This window comes from Castellaniella sp., from assembly GCF_036379515.1.
Classification (GTDB): Bacteria; Pseudomonadota; Gammaproteobacteria; order Burkholderiales; family Burkholderiaceae_B; genus Castellaniella.
Genome location: NZ_DASVGN010000026.1, coordinates 1 through 21,524, shown reverse-complemented (window position 1 = coordinate 21,524; position 21,524 = coordinate 1). Strand labels below are relative to the sequence as shown.

The following is a 21,524-nucleotide window of genomic DNA, read 5'->3' as shown; positions in this document are numbered from 1 at the left end:
GGCCGCAAAATTGTGAGGCCTGGGGGTCTTGAGCATCCCCAGATTTTTTTCACGCGCTCCCAGCATGAAATTTTTTTCTGATGGCAGGTCACCTTGCAGCACGGCGTAGGCGTACACATCGCGTATGACGCCCCGCACGCGGCCGGCCGCATTTTTGGCGCCATTTTTCCACACCTTATGTACCGCCTTGCCAACGGCCGACTCTGTGATCTCCCGGAACCGCAGCCGCCCTATCGCCGGATAGGCGTGGTTTCGCAGCAGACCTTCCTGCCGCGCCTTGTGGCCCTCAGACCAAGAATAGTCGCTCGCCGCCTCCGCCAGCCAAGCGTCCGCCACCTCGCGAAACGTGCGCTCTGCCTTCCGCGCCTGCGTGGTGGCGTCCTGCGCCTCACGCGCCGCTTGCTTTTGCGCGACTGGATCGACGCCAGCGGCTACCTGGCGCCTGAGCGTGTGGGCGATCTCCCGCGCTGCGCCCAAGTCCGTGCCCGGATACGTCCCTATACCAACCTTGCGATTTCGGCCCTCAAGCCGAAACCGGAAGGCCCAACCGCGTCCGCCGCCCTGGTCCTTAGACCGCACTGTAAAGATGAGCCCTCCACCATCGGAAAGCGCCTTTTCCTTTTTGCCTGGACGCGCCTGGTCCAGCTGTTTTTGTGTCAGAAGTTCGATGCGCATTTGTACACAGACCTCAAAAAATTTGTACACAGAAATTTTCTGTGACTTCGAGATCTCACTGTGTACTAATCCTGTGTACAAGAAAAGCGTGTCACTCACTGACACTCGCTGACACTCGTTGTCCACGAATTGCAGAGGGAAATTAGGCTAAGTGCCTGATTTCATACGGTGATTTTTGGGGTTTTTGGCCTGAGGTGGCCGGGTATTGCAGGGGGGGATGGTAGGCAGTACTGGGTTCGAACCAGCGACCTCTACGATGTCAACGTAGCGCTCTAACCAACTGAGCTAACCGCCTAAAGAAGCGAGATTATAGGAAGACCCAAGGTACGCTGTCAAACAACGTGGCCATGTATTTGATTTTCATGGGCGCAGTACCGGAAAGACCGCTTGCGGCAACAGGCTATGCACCCACCGCCGGGCGGGCAACCCAGTGCGAGATTCCAACACCCGTGCCCTGTCCAGCCACACCCGGACATCAACTTGCGGGACGGCGCTTTTGAGTGCCAGAACGACTGTATTGCCTTCGTCGACTTCTGGGAGGCAGAATACGGGTCCACCAAAGGCTGCCTGAATATCCTCCAAATTCTGCGCGAAGCTTTCGTGGCGACCAAACAGATTGACTGACATGGCACCGGAATCACTCAGCGACTGCGCACAATTCCGGTAGAAATCGGCACCACTGCAAGCCGGACCCTCTCCTTCGGCATCGTACAGGTCGACCATCAAGGCACGGTAGCGCCCCACGCGACCGGGTTGGGCCACCCAATCACGGGCATCCCCCAAGGTCACCACGGACCGAGCGGATCCAGGCAGTCGGAAATACGACCGACACACCGCTACCACTTGCCGATTTCGCTCGACGGTTTCGGCCTGTGAACGCGTATGGCGCAGGACAAACCGCAACAGCGAACCCGCCCCCAGGCCCAGAATGCCAATAGGTTCATGCACACTGGGTCGCACGAACAGCATCCAGGAAAACATCTGTTGTGCGTAGGCCAGCACGAGTTCAGAGGGGCACTTCACGCGCATCGCGCCCTGAACCCACTCGGAATTGAAATGCAGATACCGCACACCGTCCTGTTCGGACAAGGTGGGCTCGTCGAGCTCGGCCGCGACCTGCCAGGCCGGGCGATTCGCCAGGGTGCGTCGACTCATGCAAAGCTCCTTTCCCGGAATCGGCGACCGGCATACGCGGCCAGTAGCACCAGCCCGGTAGAAATCAGGATCATGAGAATCCCCAGCGCGGACAGCTTGCCCCAGAGGCCATCGTCGGCAAAGTTCAGAATCTGCACCGCCAGCACCTCGCTCCCCGGACGCGACAGCACGACCGACACGGTCAATTCACGCACGAACATCGTGGCCATCAGAATCCAGGCTGACACGATACCTGGAATGAGCAAGGGCACGATAATGCGCCGCAGCGTCGTCAACGGGCCCGCACCACACACCAGCGATGACTCCTCAAGATGGGCGTGCACCTGGACGAAAGCACTGGCCAGTGGCCGGACACCATAAGGCAAATAGGCCGCAATATAAGCGAGCAGAAGCGCATTCAAGGTGGCGTAAAGCGGAGTCTGCACGAAGAACCACATGAAGCCGATGCCGATCACGATGCCCGGGAAGGAAAACGACAGAAAACTGAGCGATTCCAGCAAACCGGAGGCGCGCGTCCGGATCTTGACGACCACGTAGGCAATGAAAAGCGACAGCACTACTCCCAGCGTGGCGCCCACCACCGCCAGGACCAAGCTGTTGCGCAGGGCCAGAATCGACGTGGGGTCCTGCAACACTTCGACCCAATGGTTCCAGCTCATGGAGGCAAATGCCTGCGCGCTGGGGACCATGGAATACGGCACCAGCGAGGTATACAGCAACACCGCCACTGGCAGCACGACCATCAACAGGCTCAATACACTGATGACAATGAGAAGCGGCGTACGGGCCTTCTTGAGTTCGACCACGGTGGGCCGGTACCCACGCCCCGATATCGTGACGAACTTATCTCCCGATGCAGTCAATGCCCGATACAACACGACCAAGCCTATCGAAGCCGCCAGTACACTCATCCCGAGAGCAGCCGCCTTGCCGTAATCGGGAGCAAACCCGGTAGAGATCATCTCGTACAGATAAGTGGCCAGCACGTCGACGCGGCCCGGCGTACCCAGCACCCGCGGCACAGCGTACGAAGCAAGGCTGCGCACGATGCCGAGCACGAACGCCGCCAGGATCGCGGGACGCAACACCGGCAAGGTGACGCGCCACAAAGTACGCCAGACCCCAGCGCCACTGACGCGCGACGATTCTTCGAGTGCCACGTCAAAAGACGACATTGCGGGCGCAATAATCAGATAGGCGATGGGCATGTTCAACAGCCCTTCGACCAGAATCATCCCTCCCAGAGAATAGATGTTGAACGGTGCCGCCGAAAGTCCCAGAAAATCCTTCAAGAACAAATTGAGCAGTCCATTGGACGGATTCAACAACAGCGCCCAGCTCACAGCAAACAACAAGTGAGGAATCATCATGGGCACGATGGACAACACCGTGAACAGTGGCTTGCACGGGATGTTGGTGCGGGTGTTCAGATAAGCAAGCACCAGCGCCAATACTGTGGCCAGCAACGTCGAGCCAAAGACGAAGATGACGGTATTGCCGAGAACCTCGAGCAGGAAGGGATCGGTGTAGGCCGCCGCATACTTGGCCACGGTAAAGTGACCAAAGGCTGTCAAGCCTTGAGAAAAGCTCCCCAGCAGCAGCATCAATACCGGGCACAAGGTGAGAAACCCGACGATGGCAATCAGAGACCACGTCAGACCAGGACGGTGTGGATTCATCCCGTGCCCCTTTACGCTGTCACAAGCAGGCAATGCTCGGGTGCAAGCGCAAAGTGCACCATGTCCCCTTTCCCGACCGCCAGCGTGGGGTCGACGCGTGCCAGCAGCACCTGATCGTCGACTCGCACTTCGGCTTCGTAGACTTCGCCCACAAAGTCCAGAGCCTCCACTCGCCCCTCGACAACGTTCCGCACTCCTGTCTCTTCAGTAGACGATGGAGCGCTGCCCTCTGGGCGGGCAGTCAGGTGCAGAAATTCGGGGCGGATGCACAGAGTCACCTGCGAACCCGGCGCAAAATCGCGCTTCTGACACGACACCAGACCCCAGGGTGTCCGAACCACGGTCCAATCAGGCTGCTGCTCGTGCACGGTGGCCGGGATCAGATTGGCACGACCGATAAAATCCGCTACGAAACGGTGATCCGCGCTGAAATAGATCTTCTGAGGATCGCCGCGCTCGATGATGTGCCCACCATTAAGCACGGCGATCGAATCCGACAGCGCCAGCGCCTCGACGCGATCATGCGTCACGTAAACAGCGGTGATCCCCAGCTCGGTCAGAAAATGCCGCAAGAGCTTGCGAGTTTCTTCGCGCAGCTTGGCATCCAGATTGCTCAGGGGCTCGTCAAACAGAATCACCTTGGGCTCAGCCACGAGGGCGCGTGCCAAGGCTACCCGCTGCTGTTGCCCCCCCGACAAACGGGTTGCGGAACGCCCCTCCAGGCCATCGAGCTGCACATGCTTGAGCACCTGCAACACTTTTTCACGGATCGCTGCACGCGCCACGCCCCTCACCTGCAACGGGTACGCGACATTGTCGAACACCGACATATGCGGCCAGATGGCATAGGTTTGAAAAACCATGCCCAGGCCCCGTTTCTCGGGGGGTACCGCAACACGCTTGCTGCGCGACCAGACCACCTCGCCGCCAATGCGGATCTCTCCGTCATCGGGAGTCTCCAACCCCACAATGCAGCGCAACAACGTGGTCTTGCCACAGCCGCTGGGCCCCAGCAACGTAAAAATCTGATTGGCAGGGATGTGCAGATCGATGCCATCCAACGCTCGAACTGTGCGGCCTTCGGAAACGTAGGTCTTCACCAGACCTTCAATCTGAATATCCATGCGCTCACCGGGCGCCAAATATCTGGCCGAACTCGCGCCCCCATTTTTCGATTTCGTGATCGGTCAGATCGCGCACCGGAAGCACCTTGACCTGATCGATGCCTTCGACATCTGGAAAGACCCCCGGAGCCAGCACATACTCACCCACCTTTTTGGCGAGCAGCCTCATGGCGGGTTTGGAAAGCCAGAAATCCATGAATGCACGGGCGGCAGCTGGGTGCGGTGCCTTGGCCGTCACGGCGATGGCTCTTGGGGTGCCCAGCAAAGGTTGCCCGCTGCGAGGGCCCCACTCGAGAGGTGCCGGGGCCTTGGTCACAATGTACTTGGGCATCGAAATCGCCACCAGCTTCTCTCCACTTTCAATGGGGGCAGGCGTGGGACCAAAAGAGGCGACAAACATGGGCTGATTGGCCGCAAGGCCTTTCAGGTAAGCCATCCAGTCGGATTCGGTTTTGAACACTTGCTCTTTCAGGCCCACCAGCCAGGAGATCGTCGAGGAGTGCGTAGCAGGATTGGCCATCACGATCTGCCCCTTCCACTTGGGGTCGGCAAGGTCTTCATAGCGCTGCGGTGCATCGGCTTTCTTCAGGTGCTGCGTGTTGAACAGATAGGACACGTATTCGATCCCAAAGAGCGTCATCCGAGGATCATGAATCGCCCAATCGGGGTAGCCCTGCGTGGAAGGCGACTGATAGCTCGCCAATACGTTGTTCTGAGCCAGCAGACTCAGCATGGGACGCGGCGCCTGAACGACGTCTGCCAGCAACTTGCCAGCATTGTGCTCCGTCACGATCGTCGGGATGAATTTGGAGCTGGAAATCCGCGTGTAAAGGCCCTGAATCCCAGTGGCCTCGTCAAACGCCTTCATGACGCTTTCGACGGACGTGATGTTGGCGTAGAACACCGCCTTGCCCTCTGCTTTGGCCTGCGCAGAAACCGCTTGCGCCCTGGCCATGCCCGGAAGTGAGCCACCCACCCCTGCCAGCCCGGTGGCAGCGGCAAGTTTCAGAAATTCACGTCGATCCAATGCATTCATGGCGAGTCTCCGAGAAGGAACCAGGCAAATGCCGATTCGGGACTCGAAGTGTGACCGAATCGCATATATTTTTCCAGTCAAACCAAGAGTGCAGTGGCCCTGGTGTAAGCTCAAGCCCGTCCTTGCCTTCACACACATCATGCACGAACGTTCCTGGGTTTCGCTCAGCCTTGCCGGTGGGGTCTGTGTCCTGCTGGGCATAGGGCTCGCACGGTTCGCCTACACTCCCCTGATCCCAGCGCTGGTCGATGCACACTGGTTCACCATTGCTCAGGCCAACTATCTGGGTGCACTCAACCTGCTGGGCTACCTGATCGGTGCCGCCATCGCCAACCGGGCGACCCTATCCTTCGGATCACGGAAGGTACTGGCTACTGCCTTGGCGGTCACGGCTGTCAGCCTGTACGCGTGTCTCTACGATGGCGGTGTCATCTGGTATGGAATCTGGCGCCTGGCCTGCGGCGTAAGCGGCGCCGTACTGACGGTAGTAGGTGTTTCAGCCGCGCTGTCGCGCGTTGCCGCTCAGCACCGCCCCGCCGCCTCGGCGCTCATCTTCTCAGGCATAGGCCTTGGGATTGCTGCAAGCGGGACCGTGGTCCCCTGGCTCATCGCTTACGGCATTGCACCCACCTGGTTCGCTTTGGGTTCCTTGGCCACACTCCTGGCGTTGTGGGCCTGGGTCCACGTCTGGAGCCACCTCGAACCTGCGGCCGGCCGGCCGGTGCCGCAAGCAACACATGCCCCCCGCCGCTGGTCGGCCCTGGGCTTGATGCTCGTGCTGCTCGCTTACGGGCTTGATGCCGTCGGATTCGTTCCCCATACGCTTTTCTGGGTGGACTACATCACCCACGAACTCGGGCGTGGGTTGACCACGGGGGCGATCTACTGGACGGCCTTCGGGCTGGGCGCAGCCGTAGGACCCTTCGTGGCCGGAGCGTTGGCACACTGGCTCGGGTTTCGTCCCGCCCTCGTGCTGGGGCTGCTGGCGAAAGCAGGCGCGGTGGCCCTGCCCGTCGCATCGAGTGCGCCTACGGCCCTGCTGATTTCATCCGTGCTGGTGGGCCTGCTCATCCCTGGGACCGTCGCGTTGACTTCCGGCTCGGTCATGGAATTGGCACCACCCGCACGACAGCAACAAGCATGGGGCTGGGCCACTTTGTCCTTTGCGCTACTGCAGGCCATCGCGGCGTACGGAATGGCCTGGGGCTACACCGATCTAGGTAGCTACCGCCCTCTCTTCGGGATGGCGGCAGTGGCACTGATCATTGCCGCACTGTGCGCTGCGGTGGCAGCCCGCTCGCCTCTCCCACGCGCAGCGAGTGAAACCGTCTAGTGTCCCGTTTGACGCGGTAGCCAGCGCCAGAAGACGGCCGCGGCGGCAAAGCCGCCCAGACCCATCACCACGATGCCCAGGCCCAATGAGGCAATTGCGGCAATGCCGGCCAACAGTGCAGGTGCGCCGCTCGCGCCCACGTCCGACACCATCCGCCAGACACCCAGGAACTGCGTGCGTCCCTCTCGCGGGGAGGCATCTGCGCCCAGCGTCATCACCAGCCCGGAGCCGATGCCGTTACCCAGCCCGATCATCATCGACACCAGAACGAAGGACAGCGTCCCACCCGTCAGGGGAATCAGCATCATGGACACCCCCATGATCAGCACGGAAGGAACGGCGACCCAGAAGCGCCCGAACTGATCCATGGCCTTGCCCGATGGGTAAAACGCCAGCATGTCGACAGAGGCCATCAAACCGTAAATGAGCGAAGTGGCTGCCGGACTCACCCCCAGATGTTCGCCCCACAAGGGAATGACGATCTGACGTGAGGCCCGCAGGGCACTCACCAGCATGATGCCAACGCCCAGCGTCGAATAGGTCTTCCAGTGCGCCTTCAGGACTTCCAGCACCCGGGGGGACCGGACGACGGTGCCGTCAGGGTGCGTCGGCGTTTCCAGATCAGGGATTCGGTAGGCCAGCGCGCCAGAGGCAAAAATGAAAAGGATGGCGACCCAATAGGCGCCCGACAACCCCAGACGATGAACCGCAGCAGCGCCCAGAAACGGGCCTACGAAGACGCCGATTCGCCGCATTCCGCCCAACGTAGACATGGCGCGCGCCCGTGCTGCGGGCGACACCAGTTCGATCAGATAGGTCTGCCGTGCCAGCAGCAATACCGACGTCGCCATCCCCAACATGAAGACCCCCGTCGCGAGCAGCCCCAGTTGAGAAGGAAAAAGGCAGAGACCCAAGGCCAGCACGCTGAAAGCGGCTGCCCATACCATGGCAAGCCGTTCCCCATAGCGGGCGATGATCAACGAAGCGGGGATGTTGCTGATGAGCGACCCTATCCCCACCAAGCCCACGATCAATCCGGACAGCGCCACCGATGCACCCGCGTTGCGGGCGCTCAGCGCAATGATGGGGAGCACCGCGCCCTGCCCGATGCTGAACAGCAGGCTGGGGCCAAATGCGGGAATGGCAATTTTTCTGAAATGAAATGCGGTGTCGGTCATCAGCAGGCGGCAAATCAGCCGTCCAGGACAAAAACGCCAACGCAAAACCCTCAGGGGCCGCTGGTTGGCAAAGGGCTATTTTGGCGCGCAGAAAGAGGCTGAGCAAATGGCGTGCACAAAAAAAGGCCATCTGCGCTGCCAGTCCCCTGATCAGCCGCACAGACAGCCCGTCAACAGCAAGGCACCAGCCAGCGCCCTACGAATCAAATCACTGCGTCAGTCGTCATCATCGCCTCCGTAGCCATAGTAGCCACGGCGATACTCTTTCCATGCGCGTTTCTGCTCTTTGCGCCAGCGCTTTTCAGCATGCTTGTAGGCGTGACGGTCGTAGTAATAAGGCACCCCCGGCGCATAGACCGGATCGGGCACCACGACCACGCGCGGGGGTGGCGGTGGCGGCGCGTAATACACCGGGGGCCCACCGAACACGACACCTGGAACACCAATGCCAATGCTCAGGTCAACCCCACCCGCCTGCGCTGCCGGAAGCGCCGTAGTCAGGCCCAGTATCAGAGCAGCCACGCCTATCGTTTTTTTCATCAGTCGCCTGTTCAGAACTTAAAACAGCTTCATTGTCGCCTCACAGGCAGGCGGATGAGCTGACGACTTCTGACCACTTACATCAAGATATTACGTAACGCAGTATTCTCGGCACTTGAGGTACAAATCTTCACGCATTGCACCGAGTTGTTCCAAGATCACGCAGCTGCACAGTTGAATCCATGTCCGGGAGCACACCATGAGCGCACTTGATTTTCCGCTACCCAACGACCTGCCCAAACCTATGGACGATGGGGCGGCCGATCACTTTCAAGGCATGGCGCTGCCCGCGATCGTCCTGCCAGGCACCGACGACCGGCACATCAATCTCAGCGCCCTGAAGGGCACCTGGGTGATTTATATCTACCCCATGACGGGCCGCCCCGGCGTACCCCTGCCTGCAGGATGGGACGACATCCCGGGCGCGCGAGGTTGCACGCCACAGTCCTGCAGCTTCCGCGACCACCACGCGGAGCTGCGCGACCTGGGCTGCGGCGTCTTTGGTCTGAGCACGCAAGCAACCGACTACCAGCGTGAGGCCAGAGACAGACTGCACCTGCCTTTTGAACTGCTCAGCGACGCCGGGCTGCTAATGAAGCGGCATCTTCGGCTGCCGACCTTCAAGGCAGGCGGGATGGAACTTTACAAGCGGCTCACGCTCGTCCTGCGTGACGGCCATATCGTCAAAGTGTTCTATCCGGTCTTTCCGTCCGATCGCAATGTGGATGACGTGCTTGCGTGGCTGCGCCAGCCCCTCAGCGTACCCTAAGTCTGGCGTCGTAAAATCCGCTCCTCGCATCTTCCGGGCCGGGCGGCCCTTGGGCGAAACAGGCTCGCGGCAGAGAACTTCATGGACGCCTTCAACAACACTTTGTTTCTTTGGATCAATGCTCCTGCACACCCAAGTGCGTGGGTGGTGTCGATGGCGACAATTTTCGCCAACGACCTGATCTGGGCCATCCCCTGCCTGATGATCATCCTATGGCTGCGCGCTGGCAACCGAATGCGCCGAGCACTGATCGCTGCTGCGGTGGCCGGAGTGATCGGGCTCTTGATCAACCAATGCATAGGTTTCTTCTACTGGCATCCGCGCCCATTCATGATTCCCATCGGGCGTACTCTTATCCCGCATGCACCCGATTCCTCGTTTCCAAGCGACCACCTGACGCTATGGTGGGCCGTTGCGTTCAGCCTTCTGTCCCAAAGGCATCACCGTCTCGGACTGGCGTTGTCACTCATTGGAGTGCCCATCGCCTGGGCACGCATTTACCTCGGTGTGCACTTCCCACTCGACATGGTCGGAGCAGCGGCCGTCGCTATCCTGAGCGTGCCTCTTGCACGCCACACAGCCCGGCGACATCTGACGCCGGTTTACCTGCTCGCGTTGAAAATTCATCGCAGACTCTTTGCACCACTGATTGCATCAGGCTGGATACACCGCTGACTCCTCCAGAAGCACGATTTGCAACCCACTCGAAAATCGCGAGTGGCGCCATCACTTCCACGGCCCTCGATTCCCATGCACCATCAAGACGTTCGCTCCACTCCACCCATCCCACGCGGGGTCTGGGTTCTAGGCTTCGTAAGCCTCTTGATGGATGTTTCATCAGAGCTCATCCACAGCCTGCTCCCCATGTTCATGGTCACAGTGCTGGGCGCAACCGCACTGGAAGTCGGCTGGATCGAGGGCATTGCGGAATCCACAGCCCTCATCATGAAGGTTTTCTCAGGCGCCCTGAGCGACTACATCGGCAAGCGCAAAGGGCTCGCTGTCTTTGGCTACGGCCTGGCTACCCTCACCAAGCCCTTGTTTGCACTGGCACCGACACTCGGCGTGGTCTTCACGGCACGCCTGCTGGATCGGGTCGGAAAGGGCATCCGAGGCGCTCCCCGAGACGCTCTGGTCGCTGACCTGACGCCTCCCGAAATCCGGGGGGCCGCCTTTGGCCTGCGGCAGGCCCTGGATGCGGTCGGAGCGATGTTGGGCCCCTTGCTTGCCGTCGCCTTCATGCTGCTTTGGGCGGACCACTTTCGCACCGTCTTCTGGATTGCGGTCATCCCCGGCGTCGCCTGCGTGGCGCTCCTCGTCTTCGGCTTGCACGAGCCGCCCTCCACCCGCAAGGAAAAACGCAGCAACCCCATTCAGCGCAAGAACCTGCGGCGCCTGACACTCCCGTACTGGTGGGTCGTGGCCATCGGCGCGGCCTTTACCCTGGCGCGATTCAGCGAGGCATTCCTGGTGCTGCGCGCGCAACAAAGTGGGATCGCCATTGCGTTGGTTCCGCTCGCAATCGTCGCCATGAATCTCGCGTTCTCGCTCTCAGCCTATCCATTTGGCAAGCTTTCTGACCACATGAGCCACAGCGCACTTCTCGCCATTGGGCTCGTCGTCATGATCGCTGCCGACCTTCTGCTGGCGCTCAGCAACGACTGGCTCGTCATCCTGATCGGGATTGTCCTCTGGGGCGTTCACCTGGGGGCTACCCAGGGCTTGCTTGCTACGATGGTGGCGGACACAGCTCCTGCAGACCTGCGCGGCACGGCGTATGGCTTCTTCAACCTGGTCAGTGGTGTCGCCATGCTGCTCGCCAGCGTGATTGCCGGGTTTCTCTGGGAACACTTCGGTGCCCCCGCCACCTTTCACGCAGCTGCGGGATTCTGCGTGATTGCGCTGCTCATCTTGGCAACGAAGAAGAGCGCCAGCGCACGCCCCACCAAGTAGCAGAAAAGTAGCAGAACTGGCTGCGAACCAACGAATCAATGCTTGCCTGACGAGGCAGTCGGCAGATGCCAGCCATGGCGGATCGCCATATAGCGCAAGAAGAAGCAGGCCAAGCCCCCTGCTATTGTGGTGACCACGGCAGGAATGGACAAGGCATCTCCAGCGACGACAATGGCGGCGCCGGCCAACGCTGCCAGCGCGTACAGGTCGGATCGCAACACGGTTGGAATCTGCAACACCAGGAGATCGCGCAGCATGCCACCGCCAACCCCCGTCAGCATTCCAAGCAACGCGGCCATGACGGGATTGAGCCCATAAAACAAGGCCTTCTGTGCACCGGCTACCGCAAAGAAAGCCAGGCCCACCGCATCGAACCAAAGCACTGGATTGCTCAACCGAGTGGCGAGCGCATCCCAGAAAAAAACGAGGAGTCCTGCCAATACGGACATGCCGAGATAGCTCAGGTGCTCGATCGCCGCAGGGGGAACCGCGCCAATCAGCACGTCTCGCGCAATACCGCCCATATTGCCTGCCGCAAATGCGAGCACCATGACGCCGAACGCGTCGAGGCGATGCTTCACCGCCACCACAGCCCCACTGATTGCAAAAACGAAGGTGCCGCCCAGGTCCAGCGTGACCAGCAGCACATGATCCATGCTCGAAACGTTCACCAAGACCATCGTCAGACCCCACGTGCAGCCAGGAATTCAATTTGCGTCAGCAAAATTCTACCTGCACACTCCAGCTGTGACAGGCTCAGCGCTTACCACAATTGACCTTGACATTGACATCATGTCAAGGATTACGCTTCAGGAATGCTTCAACACACGTCGGGGATGACGTGCCATGAAGCGTTCGACAAGGGAGCAAGCCAATGCGACGCAGGGATTTTTTGCTGAGCGCGACAGGAATTGCAAGTTTGGCGCTCGGCGGTGGAGCCCGAGCCGCATCGGGCATGGGAGGCATGTCACAAGGCAGTCCGTCCCCCCAGATGCCCCACGGAATGCACGCCACGGCGGCACAGGGCGGACAGCTTGCCCCCTCTGACGCCATCCCATCCGGGCGTCCTTTTGTGCCGCCAGCAACCCTCAAGAACGAAGCCACACAGCCCGGCTCATTCAAGGCTACCCTCGTGGCCACTTCGGCCAAGGTAGAACTCATCCCGGGGGTTGCGACCCAGGCATGGGTCTACAACGGTCAGCTGCCCGGCCCCATGATCGAGCTCCAGGCCGGCGACCAGGTCGAGATCACGCTCGAGAACCATCTGCCTGAACCTACCAGCATCCACTGGCACGGCCTGCCCGTGCCGCCTGACCAGGATGGCAACCCCAGTGCAGCAGTGGCGCCAGGCGAAAGCCGCGCCTACCACTTCAGGATACCCGAGGACGTTGAAGGCCTGTATTGGTACCACCCTCATCCTCACGGCCAGTCCAGCGAACAAGTCTACCGGGGGCTGGCCGGCGCCATCAGAGTACACGCCAAACACGATGCACTCCCTCCCATCCCCGAGCGCGTCCTCACCCTCACCGACCTGCGCCTGACAGCCGACGGCACAATCCCGGAAGACGACATGATGGACTGGATGAACGGCCGCGAGGGTCAGTTCGTCCTGGTCAATGGCCTGAACCGCCCTGGCCTGCGCTTCGACACGGCCGGATACGAGCGCTGGCACGTGCTGAACGCGACCAATGCCCGCTATCTGCAACTGGCACTGCCAGGGCACACTTTTACTCTGCTTGGCACCGATGGCGGACGCATCGAACAAGCACAATCCGGGCTGCCAGAGGTCTTGCTGGCCCCAGCCCAGCGGGTGGAACTGCTGATTGATGCGACGGGCAGGCCCGGCAGCACGTTCATGGCCAAGGCCTATGCGCGCGGCAAGATGGGCGGTGCGGGCGAAGCCCCCACAGTTCCGCTCATGCAGGTAGATTTCAGTGCCGTACATAACCAGCAACCTGTCTCCCTGCCGCAAACGCTGCGGCCATTCCAGTCGCTACCCCAGGCAAGCGCACAAAAGCGGGTCGTCATGAGCGAGGGCATGTCGATGGGGCACGGCATGGCAGCAGGGCATGCCATGGGCGGCATGATGGCCGCAGGCACCATGGGCATGATGCACGAAGGCGGTATGCCCGGTGGGCGCCCCTCGATGATGCAGTTCATGCTCAATGGCAAGACCTTCGATATGCGGCGCACCGATCTGACCAGTTCGGCAGGCGCCTGGGAAGACTGGGAAATCGCCAATGATTCGGACATGGACCATCCCTTCCATATCCACGGCACACAATTCGCCGTGCTGGAACGCACGATCAACGGGCACACGGCACAGGAACCCTTCCGCGCCTGGTACGACACCGTCAATCTCAAGCCACAGGAGACCGTGCGAATCCGCGTCATGCAGTCTTCCAAGGGTATCCGAATGTTCCACTGCCACATCCTGGAACACGAGGACCTGGGCATGATGGGACGCCTGGAAGTGACATGACCGGCCACACCTGTCCCATGCACCCGGAGCCCTTTCAACATACTTGCACGGCTACGATCGGTTCCGTGATGAGTCCAGCTTCACTTCCGCCGCGCAGGAAGTCATATTGTTGACGATAAGCCGGGAGAAGGGAGAACGCCTGGACACACCTGCCCTCTGCGCCCCAATGGCTTCCCCAGCCATTCATAGATACGCTCCATCAACTGGTGGCCATCTTCCAATCTTAGAAGCTGCCCGATTTCGCTCAAGCTGAATCCAAACCGTTGTGCGGCTCTTATGAACTTCACCCGTGCCACGTCGGGAAGGCCATAATGGCGCACATCGGATGAAGAAATTGTCACAAGAGGACATTCAACCATGACACGCCCGACGGCCAACGATGAACGTGCAACACGCGACGACGAGATGCCGGGGCCGATCTCCGATGCCCGTTCAAAGGGGATGAATATTGCCGTCATCGGCAGCGGCGGAGCGGCCATGGCGGCGGCGCTCAAGTGCACCGAACTAGGCGCCCGGGTCACGCTCGTCGAGCGTGGCACGATCGGCGGTACCTGTGTGAACACGGGCTGCGTACCCTCCAAGATCCTGATCCGCGCTGCACACGTCGCTCACCTGCGTGCCCAAAGCCCATTCGACAATGGTATTTCCGCTGTCGCGCCAACCGTTCTTCGCGATCGGCTGCTCGCCCAGCAACAGAACCGTGTCGAGGAATTGCGCCACGCAAAATACGAGAACGTTTTAGCGGGCAATCCATCCATCACGGTCCTGCACGGAGAAGCCTGTTTCCTGGATGGCCACACGCTCAGCGTACGCTCTCAGGAGAAAACCGAGCATGAAGTCCGGTTCGACCATTGTCTGATCGCCGCAGGTGCGAGTCCCGCTCTTCCACCGATCCCCGGCCTCGAGCACACACCGTACTGGACTTCGACCGACGCTTTGGCAAGCGACACGATCCCCAAGCGCCTGGCGGTGGTCGGCTCGTCCGTGGTCGCCGTCGAGCTTGCACAGGCCTTCGCCAGACTCGGCAGCCAGGTCACGCTGCTCGCACGCCACAGTCTGTTATTTCGCGAAGATCCGGCAGTCGGTGAGGCCATCACGGCCATTTTCCGGACCGAAGGGATCAAGGTGCTCGAGCACACCCAGGCAAGCCAGGTTGTTTACCAGAATGGCGAATTCACGTTGAATACCGATCAGGGTGACGTGCGCGCCGACAAGCTCCTGATTGCCACGGGCCGCAATCCAAACACAGGCGGCCTGAACCTCGACGCAGCGGGTGTCGCAGTAACCGCTCGAGGCACCATCGCAGTCGATGACACGCTGCGCACGAGCGCACCGGGTATCTACGCCGCAGGCGATTGTACTGACCAGCCGCAATTCGTCTACGTGGCTACGGCGGCTGGCACACGCGCCGCCATCAACATGACCGGCGGTAAGGCGATGCTCGACCTGACCACCATGCCCGCGGTGATCTTCACTGACCCGCAAGTCGCCACGGTCGGCTTGTCCGAAACGCAGGCCCGTTCCAGGGGGATCAAGGCCGACAGCCGCTTGCTGACGCTCGAAAACGTACCACGCGCACTCGCCAACTTCGATACACGCGGCTTCATCAAGCTGGTGATCGAAAAGAACTCTCGCCGCCTGATCGGGGCCCAAGCAGTCGCAGAAGCCGCAGGCGAACTGATCCAGACGGCCGCATTGGCGATCCGCAACTGCATGACGGTGGAGGAGTTGGCTGACCAGCTGTTCCCCTACCTGACGATGGTGGAGGGGCTCAAGCTGACGGCGCAGACCTTTCAGAAGGACATCAAGACCCTGTCCTGCTGTGCCGGATAGCACATCGGCAAGATCGTCTCTTTCGACTCGCCGGGGTGGCCTCGGCACGAGAACTCATCTTGATGCGTCCCCTGGACGGATGCCCCACGGCTACAGCTTTGCCCTGCGCAACCTGAGCGCGTTGGCAATCACGGAGACGGAACTCAGGCTCATGGCGGCTGCCGCAAACATGGGGCTCAGGAGCCAGCCCACGAGCGGATAAAGGATGCCTGCCGCCAGCGGAATGCCCACACTGTTGTAGAAAAAGGCAAAGAACAGGTTTTGGCGCACATTATGCAGCGTTTGATGCGACAGGCGCCTTGCTTTCGCGATTGCACGCAAATCGCCCTTGACGAGCGTGACCCCGGCACTCTCCAGCGCCACGTCACTGCCGGTACCCATGGCAATGCCGACATTGGCTTGCGCAAGCGCCGGAGCATCGTTCACGCCGTCGCCGGCCATGGCGACGATATGGCCTTCGTGCTGCAGCTGTTTCACGATGGCGTGCTTGTCTTGCGGCAGCACGCCTGCATGTACCTCATCAAGGTCGAGTGACCGAGCGACCGCACGCGCCGTCTGCTCGTTATCCCCGGTAAGCATGATGAGGCGAATCCCTTCGTCGCGCAGGATGTGCACCGCTTCGGCAGTGGTTGCCTTGACGGGGTCGGCCACTGCCACCAGTCCGGCAGCCTGGCCGTCGACAGCCACCAGCATGACCGTCTGCCCTTCGGCGCGGTACTGATCCGCCCGCGCATTCAGTTCTCCGCCATCAATTCCCGCCTGCTGGAGCAGCCGCCGGTTACCCACCAGTACTCTGTGGCCAGCCACCTCCGCGCCGACCCCCTGGCCGGTAGTTGCGTGAAAATCGACAACCGCCTCCGTCTTGATGCCGCGCTCGCGGGCGCCGGCGACTATGGCAGCGGCCAACGGGTGCTCGCTGCCTGCCTCGGCAGCGGCGACCCAGCGCAGGACTTCCTCTTCGGTAAAAGAGGCTTCTGCTTCAATTTTGACCAGTCGAGGCCGGCCTTCGGTGAGAGTACCCGTCTTGTCGACCACCAGCGTATCGACCTTGCCCAGCATTTCCAGAGCCTCCGCATCCTTGATCAACACACCGGCACTGGCACCGCGCCCCACGCCGACCATGATGGCCATGGGCGTCGCGAGACCCAATGCGCAAGGGCAGGCAATGATCAGAACCGATACGGCTGCAACCAATGCATGACTGAAGGCTGGCGATGGGCCCGCCAGCAGCCAGATGGCGAAGCTCGCCACCGATACCAGTACAACGATGGGGACAAACCAGGCGGCTACCCGATCAGCGAGGCTCTGGATCGGCGCACGGGAACGCTGCGCATCGGCCACCATCTGGACGATGCGCGAGAGCAGCGTGTCGGCGCCGATATGGCTCGCACGCATGATGAAACTGCCATTCTGATTGACCGTGCCGCCCGTCACGCCCTCGCCCGGCCCCTTTTCCACCGGAGCCGACTCGCCCGTGATCATGGATTCATCCAGGGTCGACCGGCCTTCCATGATCTCGCCGTCGACCGGCACCTTGTCGCCCGGCCGTACGCGCAGTCGGTCGCCCACGTTGACTTGCGCGAGATCGATTTCTTCTTCAGCGTCATCGCGCAGGCGCCGCGCAGTGGGCGGCGCAAGATTCAGAAGCGCCTTGAGCGCACCCGACGTGCGCTCGCGAGCGCGCAGCTCAAGCACCTGACCGAGCAGGACCAGTGCGACGATGACAGCCGCCGATTCGAAGTAAACCGGCACCTCACCACCGATCCCCTTGAATGACGCGGGAAGCAGCCCCGGGAACAGGAGCGCTCCCAGACTGAACGCATAGGCGACTCCCGTGCCCAACGCAATCAGGGTGAACATGTTGAGATTGAAACCACCCAGGGACTTCCATCCGCGCACGAAAAGCGGCCAGCCTGCCCAGAGCACCACAGGTGTTGCGAGCACAAATTGGACCCAGTCGAATCCGCCCCCCAGCCAGCCGCGAAAGTCCAGGCCTGGCACCATGTCACCCAGCGCAAGGATGAGCAGCGGGACTGCAAGCACGGTAGCAACCCAAAAGCGCCGAGTCATGTCGATCAGTTCCGCATTGGGCCCGTCGTCCGCAGCCACTGTACGCGGTTCCAGCGCCATGCCGCATTTGGGACAAGTGCCTGGGCCGTCCTGGTGCACCTCAGGATGCATGGGACAGGTGTAATCGGGTACCTTCGCCTTGGCGGGCGTGCCGCCCCCTACGGGCGAATGCACACAGCCATGGTCGTGTGCACCACGTGTGTGTCCCGCCGGGTGGGCGTCGCAGCTGGATCTGACGGTTGTCATTACCAATCTCCTTACATTGCTCCCTTAGTTTCAACCTTAACCTTACGGGAATGTCAAGCCTGGCCGGGAGCAACGTGCGAACGAAGCGCACCGGCGGATGGCGCCCGGTTCATTCGTAGGATGCGGGCTTTGTTCTACCGCATCAACCCGGTAGAGCCAAGACGCCTTTTATGCAACAGTACCGACTTCCCCCGTTTGACGCAGGCTTTCGATATCGCGCTTGGGCGGCGCGCCGAAAAGACGGCCGTACTCGCGGCTGAACTGGGACGGACTTTCATAGCCAACCCGAAACGCAGCCCCTGCCGCATCCATGCCTTCGTTCAGCATCAGGCGCCGTGCTTCTCTCAGACGCAGCCATTTCTGGTACTGCAGCGGGCTCTTTGCCGTCAGCTGGCGAAAGTAATGATGCAAACTGGATGTACTCATTTGCACATGCGCAGCGAGGTCGGCCATGTGCAACGGCTCAGCATAATTTGCCTTCAGCAAGTCGATCGCCCGGGCAATGCGCTGGCGCTGTCCGCCCATCGCGGCAATCTGCCACAGCCGCGCAGCCAGATCACTTTTCAATAGTTTGTAGTGAATCTCACGTTCGATCAGTGGTGCCAGCACCGGGATGTCCGCCGGCGTATTCAGCAGTGCCAGCAGACGGAAACAGGGTTCCAGCAAGGCCAGACTGATCGTGCCCAGGCCCACGCTCGCCTCGGCGGTGCATTTACCTGGTGACGGCAGCCGCGCCTGCGAGATCAATTCCGCAATGAGGCCCACATCCAGCTTGAGCACCAACCCCAGCAGTGGCTTGTCGGGGCTCGCCTGGAGCACCTGGGAACTCGCTGGAATATCCAGCGAGGTAATCATGAAATGGTCGATATCATAGGCGTAGGCGTGATCGCCCACCAGCAGTTGCTTGGCGCCCTGGACGACGACGACCAGGCTGGGTTCCACCACGCAGGCACAGGGTTCCGTGACGGATTCCCGACGAGACAAGGTCAGGCTTTTGATGGCGGTGACGTAACGCTCCTGGCCTATGGTCCGTTGGTCGATGACTTCGGACAATTCGGCCCGCATGACCGCAAGTGCCTGGCTCCGTAGGTATTCGGCGTGGCTTTGCATTGGCATGATGACTTCCTGATGGCACAGTCCGAACTTTAGTCGTTCAGTCGGGCATCGTCGACAAAAATCCATGATTCTGGACTATCAGGCAAGAATTTTGCCAAATCATGCTATTACAAGCTAGGCAATCACGCGCATCATGGCATCGTCATCACAACGCACACGACGAGGATACAAGTATGAGCCACATCCAGCGCAACGGTTCACAGGCCTCCATCAAGGGGCCAGCGGAATACTTCACCGGCAGTGTGCGGGTTGAGCCTTTGTTTCAGTCCCCTGGCTCTGCAAAGATCCAAGGCGCCAACGTCACCTTCGAACCCGGCGCGCGCTCTGCCTGGCACACGCACCCCTGCGGTCAAACCCTGATCGTCACTGCCGGCCTCGGCTGGCACCAGTGCGAAGGCGAACCGAAGGAGGAAATCCGCCCGGGCGATGTCATTACCTGCGCGCCCGGCAAGCGGCATTGGCACGGTGCGACCGCCACCTCGGCCATGACCCACATATCCATCGTTCAGGCCGATGCCAGAGACCAAGCCGTGAACTGGATGGAGCAGGTCACCGACGAACAATATCTTGCTTGAGACCCGAGTAACGACCATGCAAACACGGACATTTGAATTTTCCGACTACGCACGCCTGGTACGCATCCGCGCTTTCATGCGTCCCACGCTGTGCCTGAAAGAAGACACCACGAACCAGATAACGGCAAAAACACGTATCGCCATGCAAATTCTCGTGAGGGGCTTGGCATGAGCACGAAGGCGCTTGTGGCGTTGTGTGTGGGCGCCACGGCAGGGTCGGCCAGCGCCCTTGCAGATCTGCAGGCCGCTCGGCCCTGGGGCCAAGAAGACCATTGAGCTGGACACCCACCATTTCGACATCGACACGACTAAAGATCATGAATCAATTATCAATTCCAAATTTCACCCTCAATAATGGCGTGAAGATTCCCGCAATTGGCTTCGGTGTCTTCCAGACGCCACCGGCCGAGACGATTACTGCTGTGCTAACCGCCCTTGAGACGGGCTACCGCCACATCGACACTGCCGCCGCCTATGGCAACGAGCGCGAGGTCGGCGAGGCTCTGCGTCGATCGGGGCTGGTGCGTGACGATTTCTTCATCGAAACCAAAGTGTGGGTCACCGATTACGGGTATGACGAGACACGCCGCGCGTTTGACAAAGCGGTCGAAAAACTCGGCATCGAAACTATCGACCTGCTGCTACTGCACCAACCAATGGTGGGCCGCTTCGACCGCACTGTCGCGGCGTACAGGGCGCTGGAGGGTCTGCTGGCCGAGGGACGCGTGCATGCGATCGGTATCAGCAATTTCACACCAGTGATCCTCAACCAATTCCTGCCCAGGATCGAGGTCGCGCCGAGTGTGAACCAGATCGAGCTACACCCTTATTTCACGCAGGTAGCCAACGCAAAGGCCAATGCCGAGGCCGGCATCCTGACGCAGGCGTGGTCACCCATGGGCGGAATCACCCACTACCGTGGATCAAAGGCTACCAGCACGTTCACCGACGGCACACTTTTGAAAATCGGCGAGATTCACGGCAAGACGCCCGCACAGGTCATGCTGCGCTGGCACATCCAGCAGGGCCGCCAAGTGATTCCAAAGTCCACACATGCAGCCCGCATCGCCGAGAACTTCGACATCTTCGACTTCTCGCTCACGAACGAAGAACTCGCCACCATTGACGCGCTCAACACGGACACGCGTGGCGGCCCCGATCCAGACCAGCCGCAGCCAGGTTTTCTCACGTACCCGATCCCCGGGGTGTAAACCGGATGCCACTATTCCATCACGCTCTAATCGGTCGGCGCCACATTGAGCCGACCCCAACAGGAGAAACACCATGAAAGGTACTGTGCTCTACGGTGCAGGGGACGTCCGCTTCGAAGACGTTCCCGAGCCCAAAATCGTTCACCCAACCGATGCCATCATCAAACTGTCCGCGACCTGCATCTGCGGCTCGGACTTGTGGCCCTATCGCGGTTTCAACAAAATCGACGCGCCAATGCACATGGGGCACGAATACTGCGGCGTCGTGGTCGAAGTGGGTTCCGACGTGAAGACCGTCAGGCCTGGCCAGTTCGTCGTCGGCAGCTTCTGTTTATCCGACAACACCTGCCCCCACTGCCGGTTCGGCTTCCAGTCGTCCTGCGAACAGCGCGAATTCATGACCGGTGCGCAGGCGCCGTACGCTCGCGTGCCTCTGGCCGATGGCACCCTGGTCGCCACCGCCGAAACGCCGGACGCGGACATGATCCCGCACATGCTGGCGGTATCAGACGTTCTCGGTACCGGCTGGTATGCGGCCGACGCGGCACA

Annotated in this window: 19 protein-coding genes, 1 tRNA gene and 2 pseudogenes; 10 read left to right on the top strand and 12 right to left on the bottom strand. The window is 60.6% G+C overall.

What is annotated here, in order from left to right; translation table 11 throughout:
* The 6 genes from VF285_RS08200 to VF285_RS08175 all read right to left on the bottom strand — a co-directional run.
* Positions 1 to 675: Arm DNA-binding domain-containing protein (locus VF285_RS08200; protein WP_346952131.1), on the bottom strand; the 675-nt coding region annotated here is incomplete at its 3' end.
* A gap of 218 nt (positions 676 to 893) precedes the next feature.
* Positions 894 to 970, bottom strand: a tRNA-Val gene (locus tag VF285_RS08195).
* Positions 971 to 1,035: 65 nt separating this feature from the next.
* Positions 1,036 to 1,830 (bottom strand): spermidine synthase, encoded by a 795-nt coding sequence (locus VF285_RS08190; RefSeq protein WP_346952130.1) that lies wholly within the window; start codon positions 1,828 to 1,830, stop codon positions 1,036 to 1,038.
* The gene (locus VF285_RS08185; protein WP_346952129.1) at positions 1,827 to 3,509 is read right to left on the bottom strand and encodes an iron ABC transporter permease; all 1,683 of its coding nucleotides are present in this window, start codon (positions 3,507 to 3,509) and stop codon (positions 1,827 to 1,829) included. The genes VF285_RS08190 and VF285_RS08185 overlap by 4 nt, the downstream gene beginning before the upstream one ends.
* Before the next feature lie 11 nt (positions 3,510 to 3,520).
* Positions 3,521 to 4,633, bottom strand: a complete 1,113-nt coding sequence (locus VF285_RS08180; RefSeq protein WP_346952128.1) for an ABC transporter ATP-binding protein — start codon at positions 4,631 to 4,633, stop codon at positions 3,521 to 3,523.
* Positions 4,634 to 4,637: 4 nt separating this feature from the next.
* Entirely contained in the window at positions 4,638 to 5,669 is a 1,032-nt protein-coding gene (locus VF285_RS08175; protein ID WP_346952127.1) for an ABC transporter substrate-binding protein, read from the bottom strand.
* A gap of 139 nt (positions 5,670 to 5,808) precedes the next feature.
* Between VF285_RS08175 and VF285_RS08170 the strand changes: the two genes are divergently transcribed.
* Positions 5,809 to 7,002 carry a YbfB/YjiJ family MFS transporter gene (locus VF285_RS08170; RefSeq protein WP_346952126.1) on the top strand — a complete coding sequence of 398 codons (1,194 nt, stop codon included), beginning with the start codon at positions 5,809 to 5,811 and terminating at the stop codon, positions 7,000 to 7,002.
* On the opposite strand, the gene VF285_RS08165 is transcribed toward VF285_RS08170, so the two are convergent.
* Positions 6,999 to 8,180 carry an MFS transporter gene (locus VF285_RS08165; protein WP_414648098.1) on the bottom strand — a complete coding sequence of 394 codons (1,182 nt, stop codon included), beginning with the start codon at positions 8,178 to 8,180 and terminating at the stop codon, positions 6,999 to 7,001. The genes VF285_RS08170 and VF285_RS08165 overlap by 4 nt on opposite strands.
* Positions 8,181 to 8,396: 216 nt before the next feature.
* Positions 8,397 to 8,720 (bottom strand): hypothetical protein, encoded by a 324-nt coding sequence (locus VF285_RS08160; protein WP_346952125.1) that lies wholly within the window; start codon positions 8,718 to 8,720, stop codon positions 8,397 to 8,399.
* A 199-nt stretch (positions 8,721 to 8,919) separates the two neighbouring features.
* Here VF285_RS08160 and VF285_RS08155 point away from each other — a divergent pair, with 199 nt between their 5' ends.
* The 3 genes from VF285_RS08155 to VF285_RS08145 all read left to right on the top strand — a co-directional run bounded on the left by VF285_RS08155 (position 8,920) and on the right by VF285_RS08145 (position 11,442).
* Positions 8,920 to 9,489 (top strand): peroxiredoxin, encoded by a 570-nt coding sequence (locus VF285_RS08155; protein ID WP_346952124.1) that lies wholly within the window; start codon positions 8,920 to 8,922, stop codon positions 9,487 to 9,489.
* A 153-nt stretch (positions 9,490 to 9,642) separates the two neighbouring features.
* The gene (locus VF285_RS08150; RefSeq protein WP_346952123.1) at positions 9,643 to 10,164 is read left to right on the top strand and encodes an undecaprenyl-diphosphatase; all 522 of its coding nucleotides are present in this window, start codon (positions 9,643 to 9,645) and stop codon (positions 10,162 to 10,164) included.
* Positions 10,165 to 10,239: 75 nt separating this feature from the next.
* Positions 10,240 to 11,442: an MFS transporter gene (locus tag VF285_RS08145; RefSeq protein WP_346952122.1), complete on the top strand. Its 1,203-nt coding sequence runs from the start codon at positions 10,240 to 10,242 to the stop codon at positions 11,440 to 11,442.
* Positions 11,443 to 11,477: 35 nt separating this feature from the next.
* Here the strand turns inward: VF285_RS08145 and VF285_RS08140 are convergent, their stop codons facing one another.
* Complete coding sequence (locus VF285_RS08140) at positions 11,478 to 12,122, bottom strand: trimeric intracellular cation channel family protein (RefSeq protein WP_414648097.1); 645 nt, start codon at positions 12,120 to 12,122, stop codon at positions 11,478 to 11,480.
* A gap of 284 nt (positions 12,123 to 12,406) precedes the next feature.
* On the opposite strand from VF285_RS08140, the gene VF285_RS08135 reads away from it, so the two are divergent.
* Entirely contained in the window at positions 12,407 to 13,924 is a 1,518-nt protein-coding gene (locus tag VF285_RS08135) for a multicopper oxidase family protein (RefSeq protein WP_346952120.1), read from the top strand.
* Between the two features lie 209 nt (positions 13,925 to 14,133).
* On the opposite strand, the pseudogene VF285_RS08130 reads toward VF285_RS08135, so the two are convergent.
* A pseudogene (locus VF285_RS08130) lies at positions 14,134 to 14,244 on the bottom strand (MerR family DNA-binding protein); the annotation flags it as partial.
* 118 nt (positions 14,245 to 14,362) lie between these two features.
* Between VF285_RS08130 and merA the strand changes: the two are divergent.
* Positions 14,363 to 15,757: pseudogene (gene merA, locus VF285_RS08125) on the top strand (mercury(II) reductase); the annotation flags it as partial.
* Between the two features lie 90 nt (positions 15,758 to 15,847).
* Here merA and VF285_RS08120 read toward each other — a convergent pair.
* Together VF285_RS08120 and VF285_RS08115 are read right to left on the bottom strand one after the other, a co-directional pair.
* On the bottom strand, positions 15,848 to 18,073 hold the full coding sequence (locus tag VF285_RS08120) for a copper-translocating P-type ATPase (protein WP_346952119.1): 2,226 nt from the start codon (positions 18,071 to 18,073) through the stop codon (positions 15,848 to 15,850).
* A gap of 168 nt (positions 18,074 to 18,241) precedes the next feature.
* Complete coding sequence (locus VF285_RS08115; RefSeq protein WP_346952118.1) at positions 18,242 to 19,189, bottom strand: AraC family transcriptional regulator; 948 nt, start codon at positions 19,187 to 19,189, stop codon at positions 18,242 to 18,244.
* Between the two features lie 173 nt (positions 19,190 to 19,362).
* Between VF285_RS08115 and VF285_RS08110 the strand changes: the two genes are divergently transcribed.
* From VF285_RS08110 to VF285_RS08095, 4 genes are all read left to right on the top strand, one after another.
* Complete coding sequence (locus tag VF285_RS08110) at positions 19,363 to 19,764, top strand: (R)-mandelonitrile lyase (protein WP_346952117.1); 402 nt, start codon at positions 19,363 to 19,365, stop codon at positions 19,762 to 19,764.
* Positions 19,765 to 19,780: 16 nt separating this feature from the next.
* A complete protein-coding gene (locus tag VF285_RS08105) occupies positions 19,781 to 19,936 on the top strand; it encodes a hypothetical protein (RefSeq protein WP_346952116.1) in 156 nt (51 codons plus the stop codon).
* A gap of 100 nt (positions 19,937 to 20,036) precedes the next feature.
* Positions 20,037 to 20,975: an aldo/keto reductase gene (locus VF285_RS08100; RefSeq protein WP_346952115.1), complete on the top strand. Its 939-nt coding sequence runs from the start codon at positions 20,037 to 20,039 to the stop codon at positions 20,973 to 20,975.
* 73 nt (positions 20,976 to 21,048) lie between these two features.
* The coding region (locus tag VF285_RS08095) for an alcohol dehydrogenase catalytic domain-containing protein (protein WP_346952114.1) at positions 21,049 to 21,524 on the top strand (476 nt) is incomplete at its 3' end.

Bases quoted from the DNA above. Each gene is read 5' to 3' on its own strand.
- VF285_RS08190 (WP_346952130.1), bottom strand. From the start codon at position 1,830: ATGAGTCGACGCACCCTGGCGAATCGCCCGGCCTGGCAGGTCGCGGCC.
- VF285_RS08185 (WP_346952129.1), bottom strand. From the start codon at position 3,509: ATGAATCCACACCGTCCTGGTCTGACGTGGTCTCTGATTGCCATCGTC.
- VF285_RS08180 (WP_346952128.1), bottom strand. From the start codon at position 4,633: ATGGATATTCAGATTGAAGGTCTGGTGAAGACCTACGTTTCCGAAGGC.
- VF285_RS08175 (WP_346952127.1), bottom strand. From the start codon at position 5,669: ATGAATGCATTGGATCGACGTGAATTTCTGAAACTTGCCGCTGCCACC.
- VF285_RS08170 (WP_346952126.1), top strand. From the start codon at position 5,809: ATGCACGAACGTTCCTGGGTTTCGCTCAGCCTTGCCGGTGGGGTCTGT.
- VF285_RS08165 (WP_414648098.1), bottom strand. From the start codon at position 8,180: ATGACCGACACCGCATTTCATTTCAGAAAAATTGCCATTCCCGCATTT.
- VF285_RS08160 (WP_346952125.1), bottom strand. From the start codon at position 8,720: ATGAAAAAAACGATAGGCGTGGCTGCTCTGATACTGGGCCTGACTACG.
- VF285_RS08155 (WP_346952124.1), top strand. From the start codon at position 8,920: ATGAGCGCACTTGATTTTCCGCTACCCAACGACCTGCCCAAACCTATG.
- VF285_RS08150 (WP_346952123.1), top strand. From the start codon at position 9,643: ATGGCGACAATTTTCGCCAACGACCTGATCTGGGCCATCCCCTGCCTG.
- VF285_RS08145 (WP_346952122.1), top strand. From the start codon at position 10,240: ATGCACCATCAAGACGTTCGCTCCACTCCACCCATCCCACGCGGGGTC.
- VF285_RS08140 (WP_414648097.1), bottom strand. From the start codon at position 12,122: ATGGTCTTGGTGAACGTTTCGAGCATGGATCATGTGCTGCTGGTCACG.
- VF285_RS08135 (WP_346952120.1), top strand. From the start codon at position 12,407: ATGTCACAAGGCAGTCCGTCCCCCCAGATGCCCCACGGAATGCACGCC.
- VF285_RS08120 (WP_346952119.1), bottom strand. From the start codon at position 18,073: ATGACAACCGTCAGATCCAGCTGCGACGCCCACCCGGCGGGACACACA.
- VF285_RS08115 (WP_346952118.1), bottom strand. From the start codon at position 19,189: ATGCCAATGCAAAGCCACGCCGAATACCTACGGAGCCAGGCACTTGCG.
- VF285_RS08110 (WP_346952117.1), top strand. From the start codon at position 19,363: ATGAGCCACATCCAGCGCAACGGTTCACAGGCCTCCATCAAGGGGCCA.
- VF285_RS08105 (WP_346952116.1), top strand. From the start codon at position 19,781: ATGCAAACACGGACATTTGAATTTTCCGACTACGCACGCCTGGTACGC.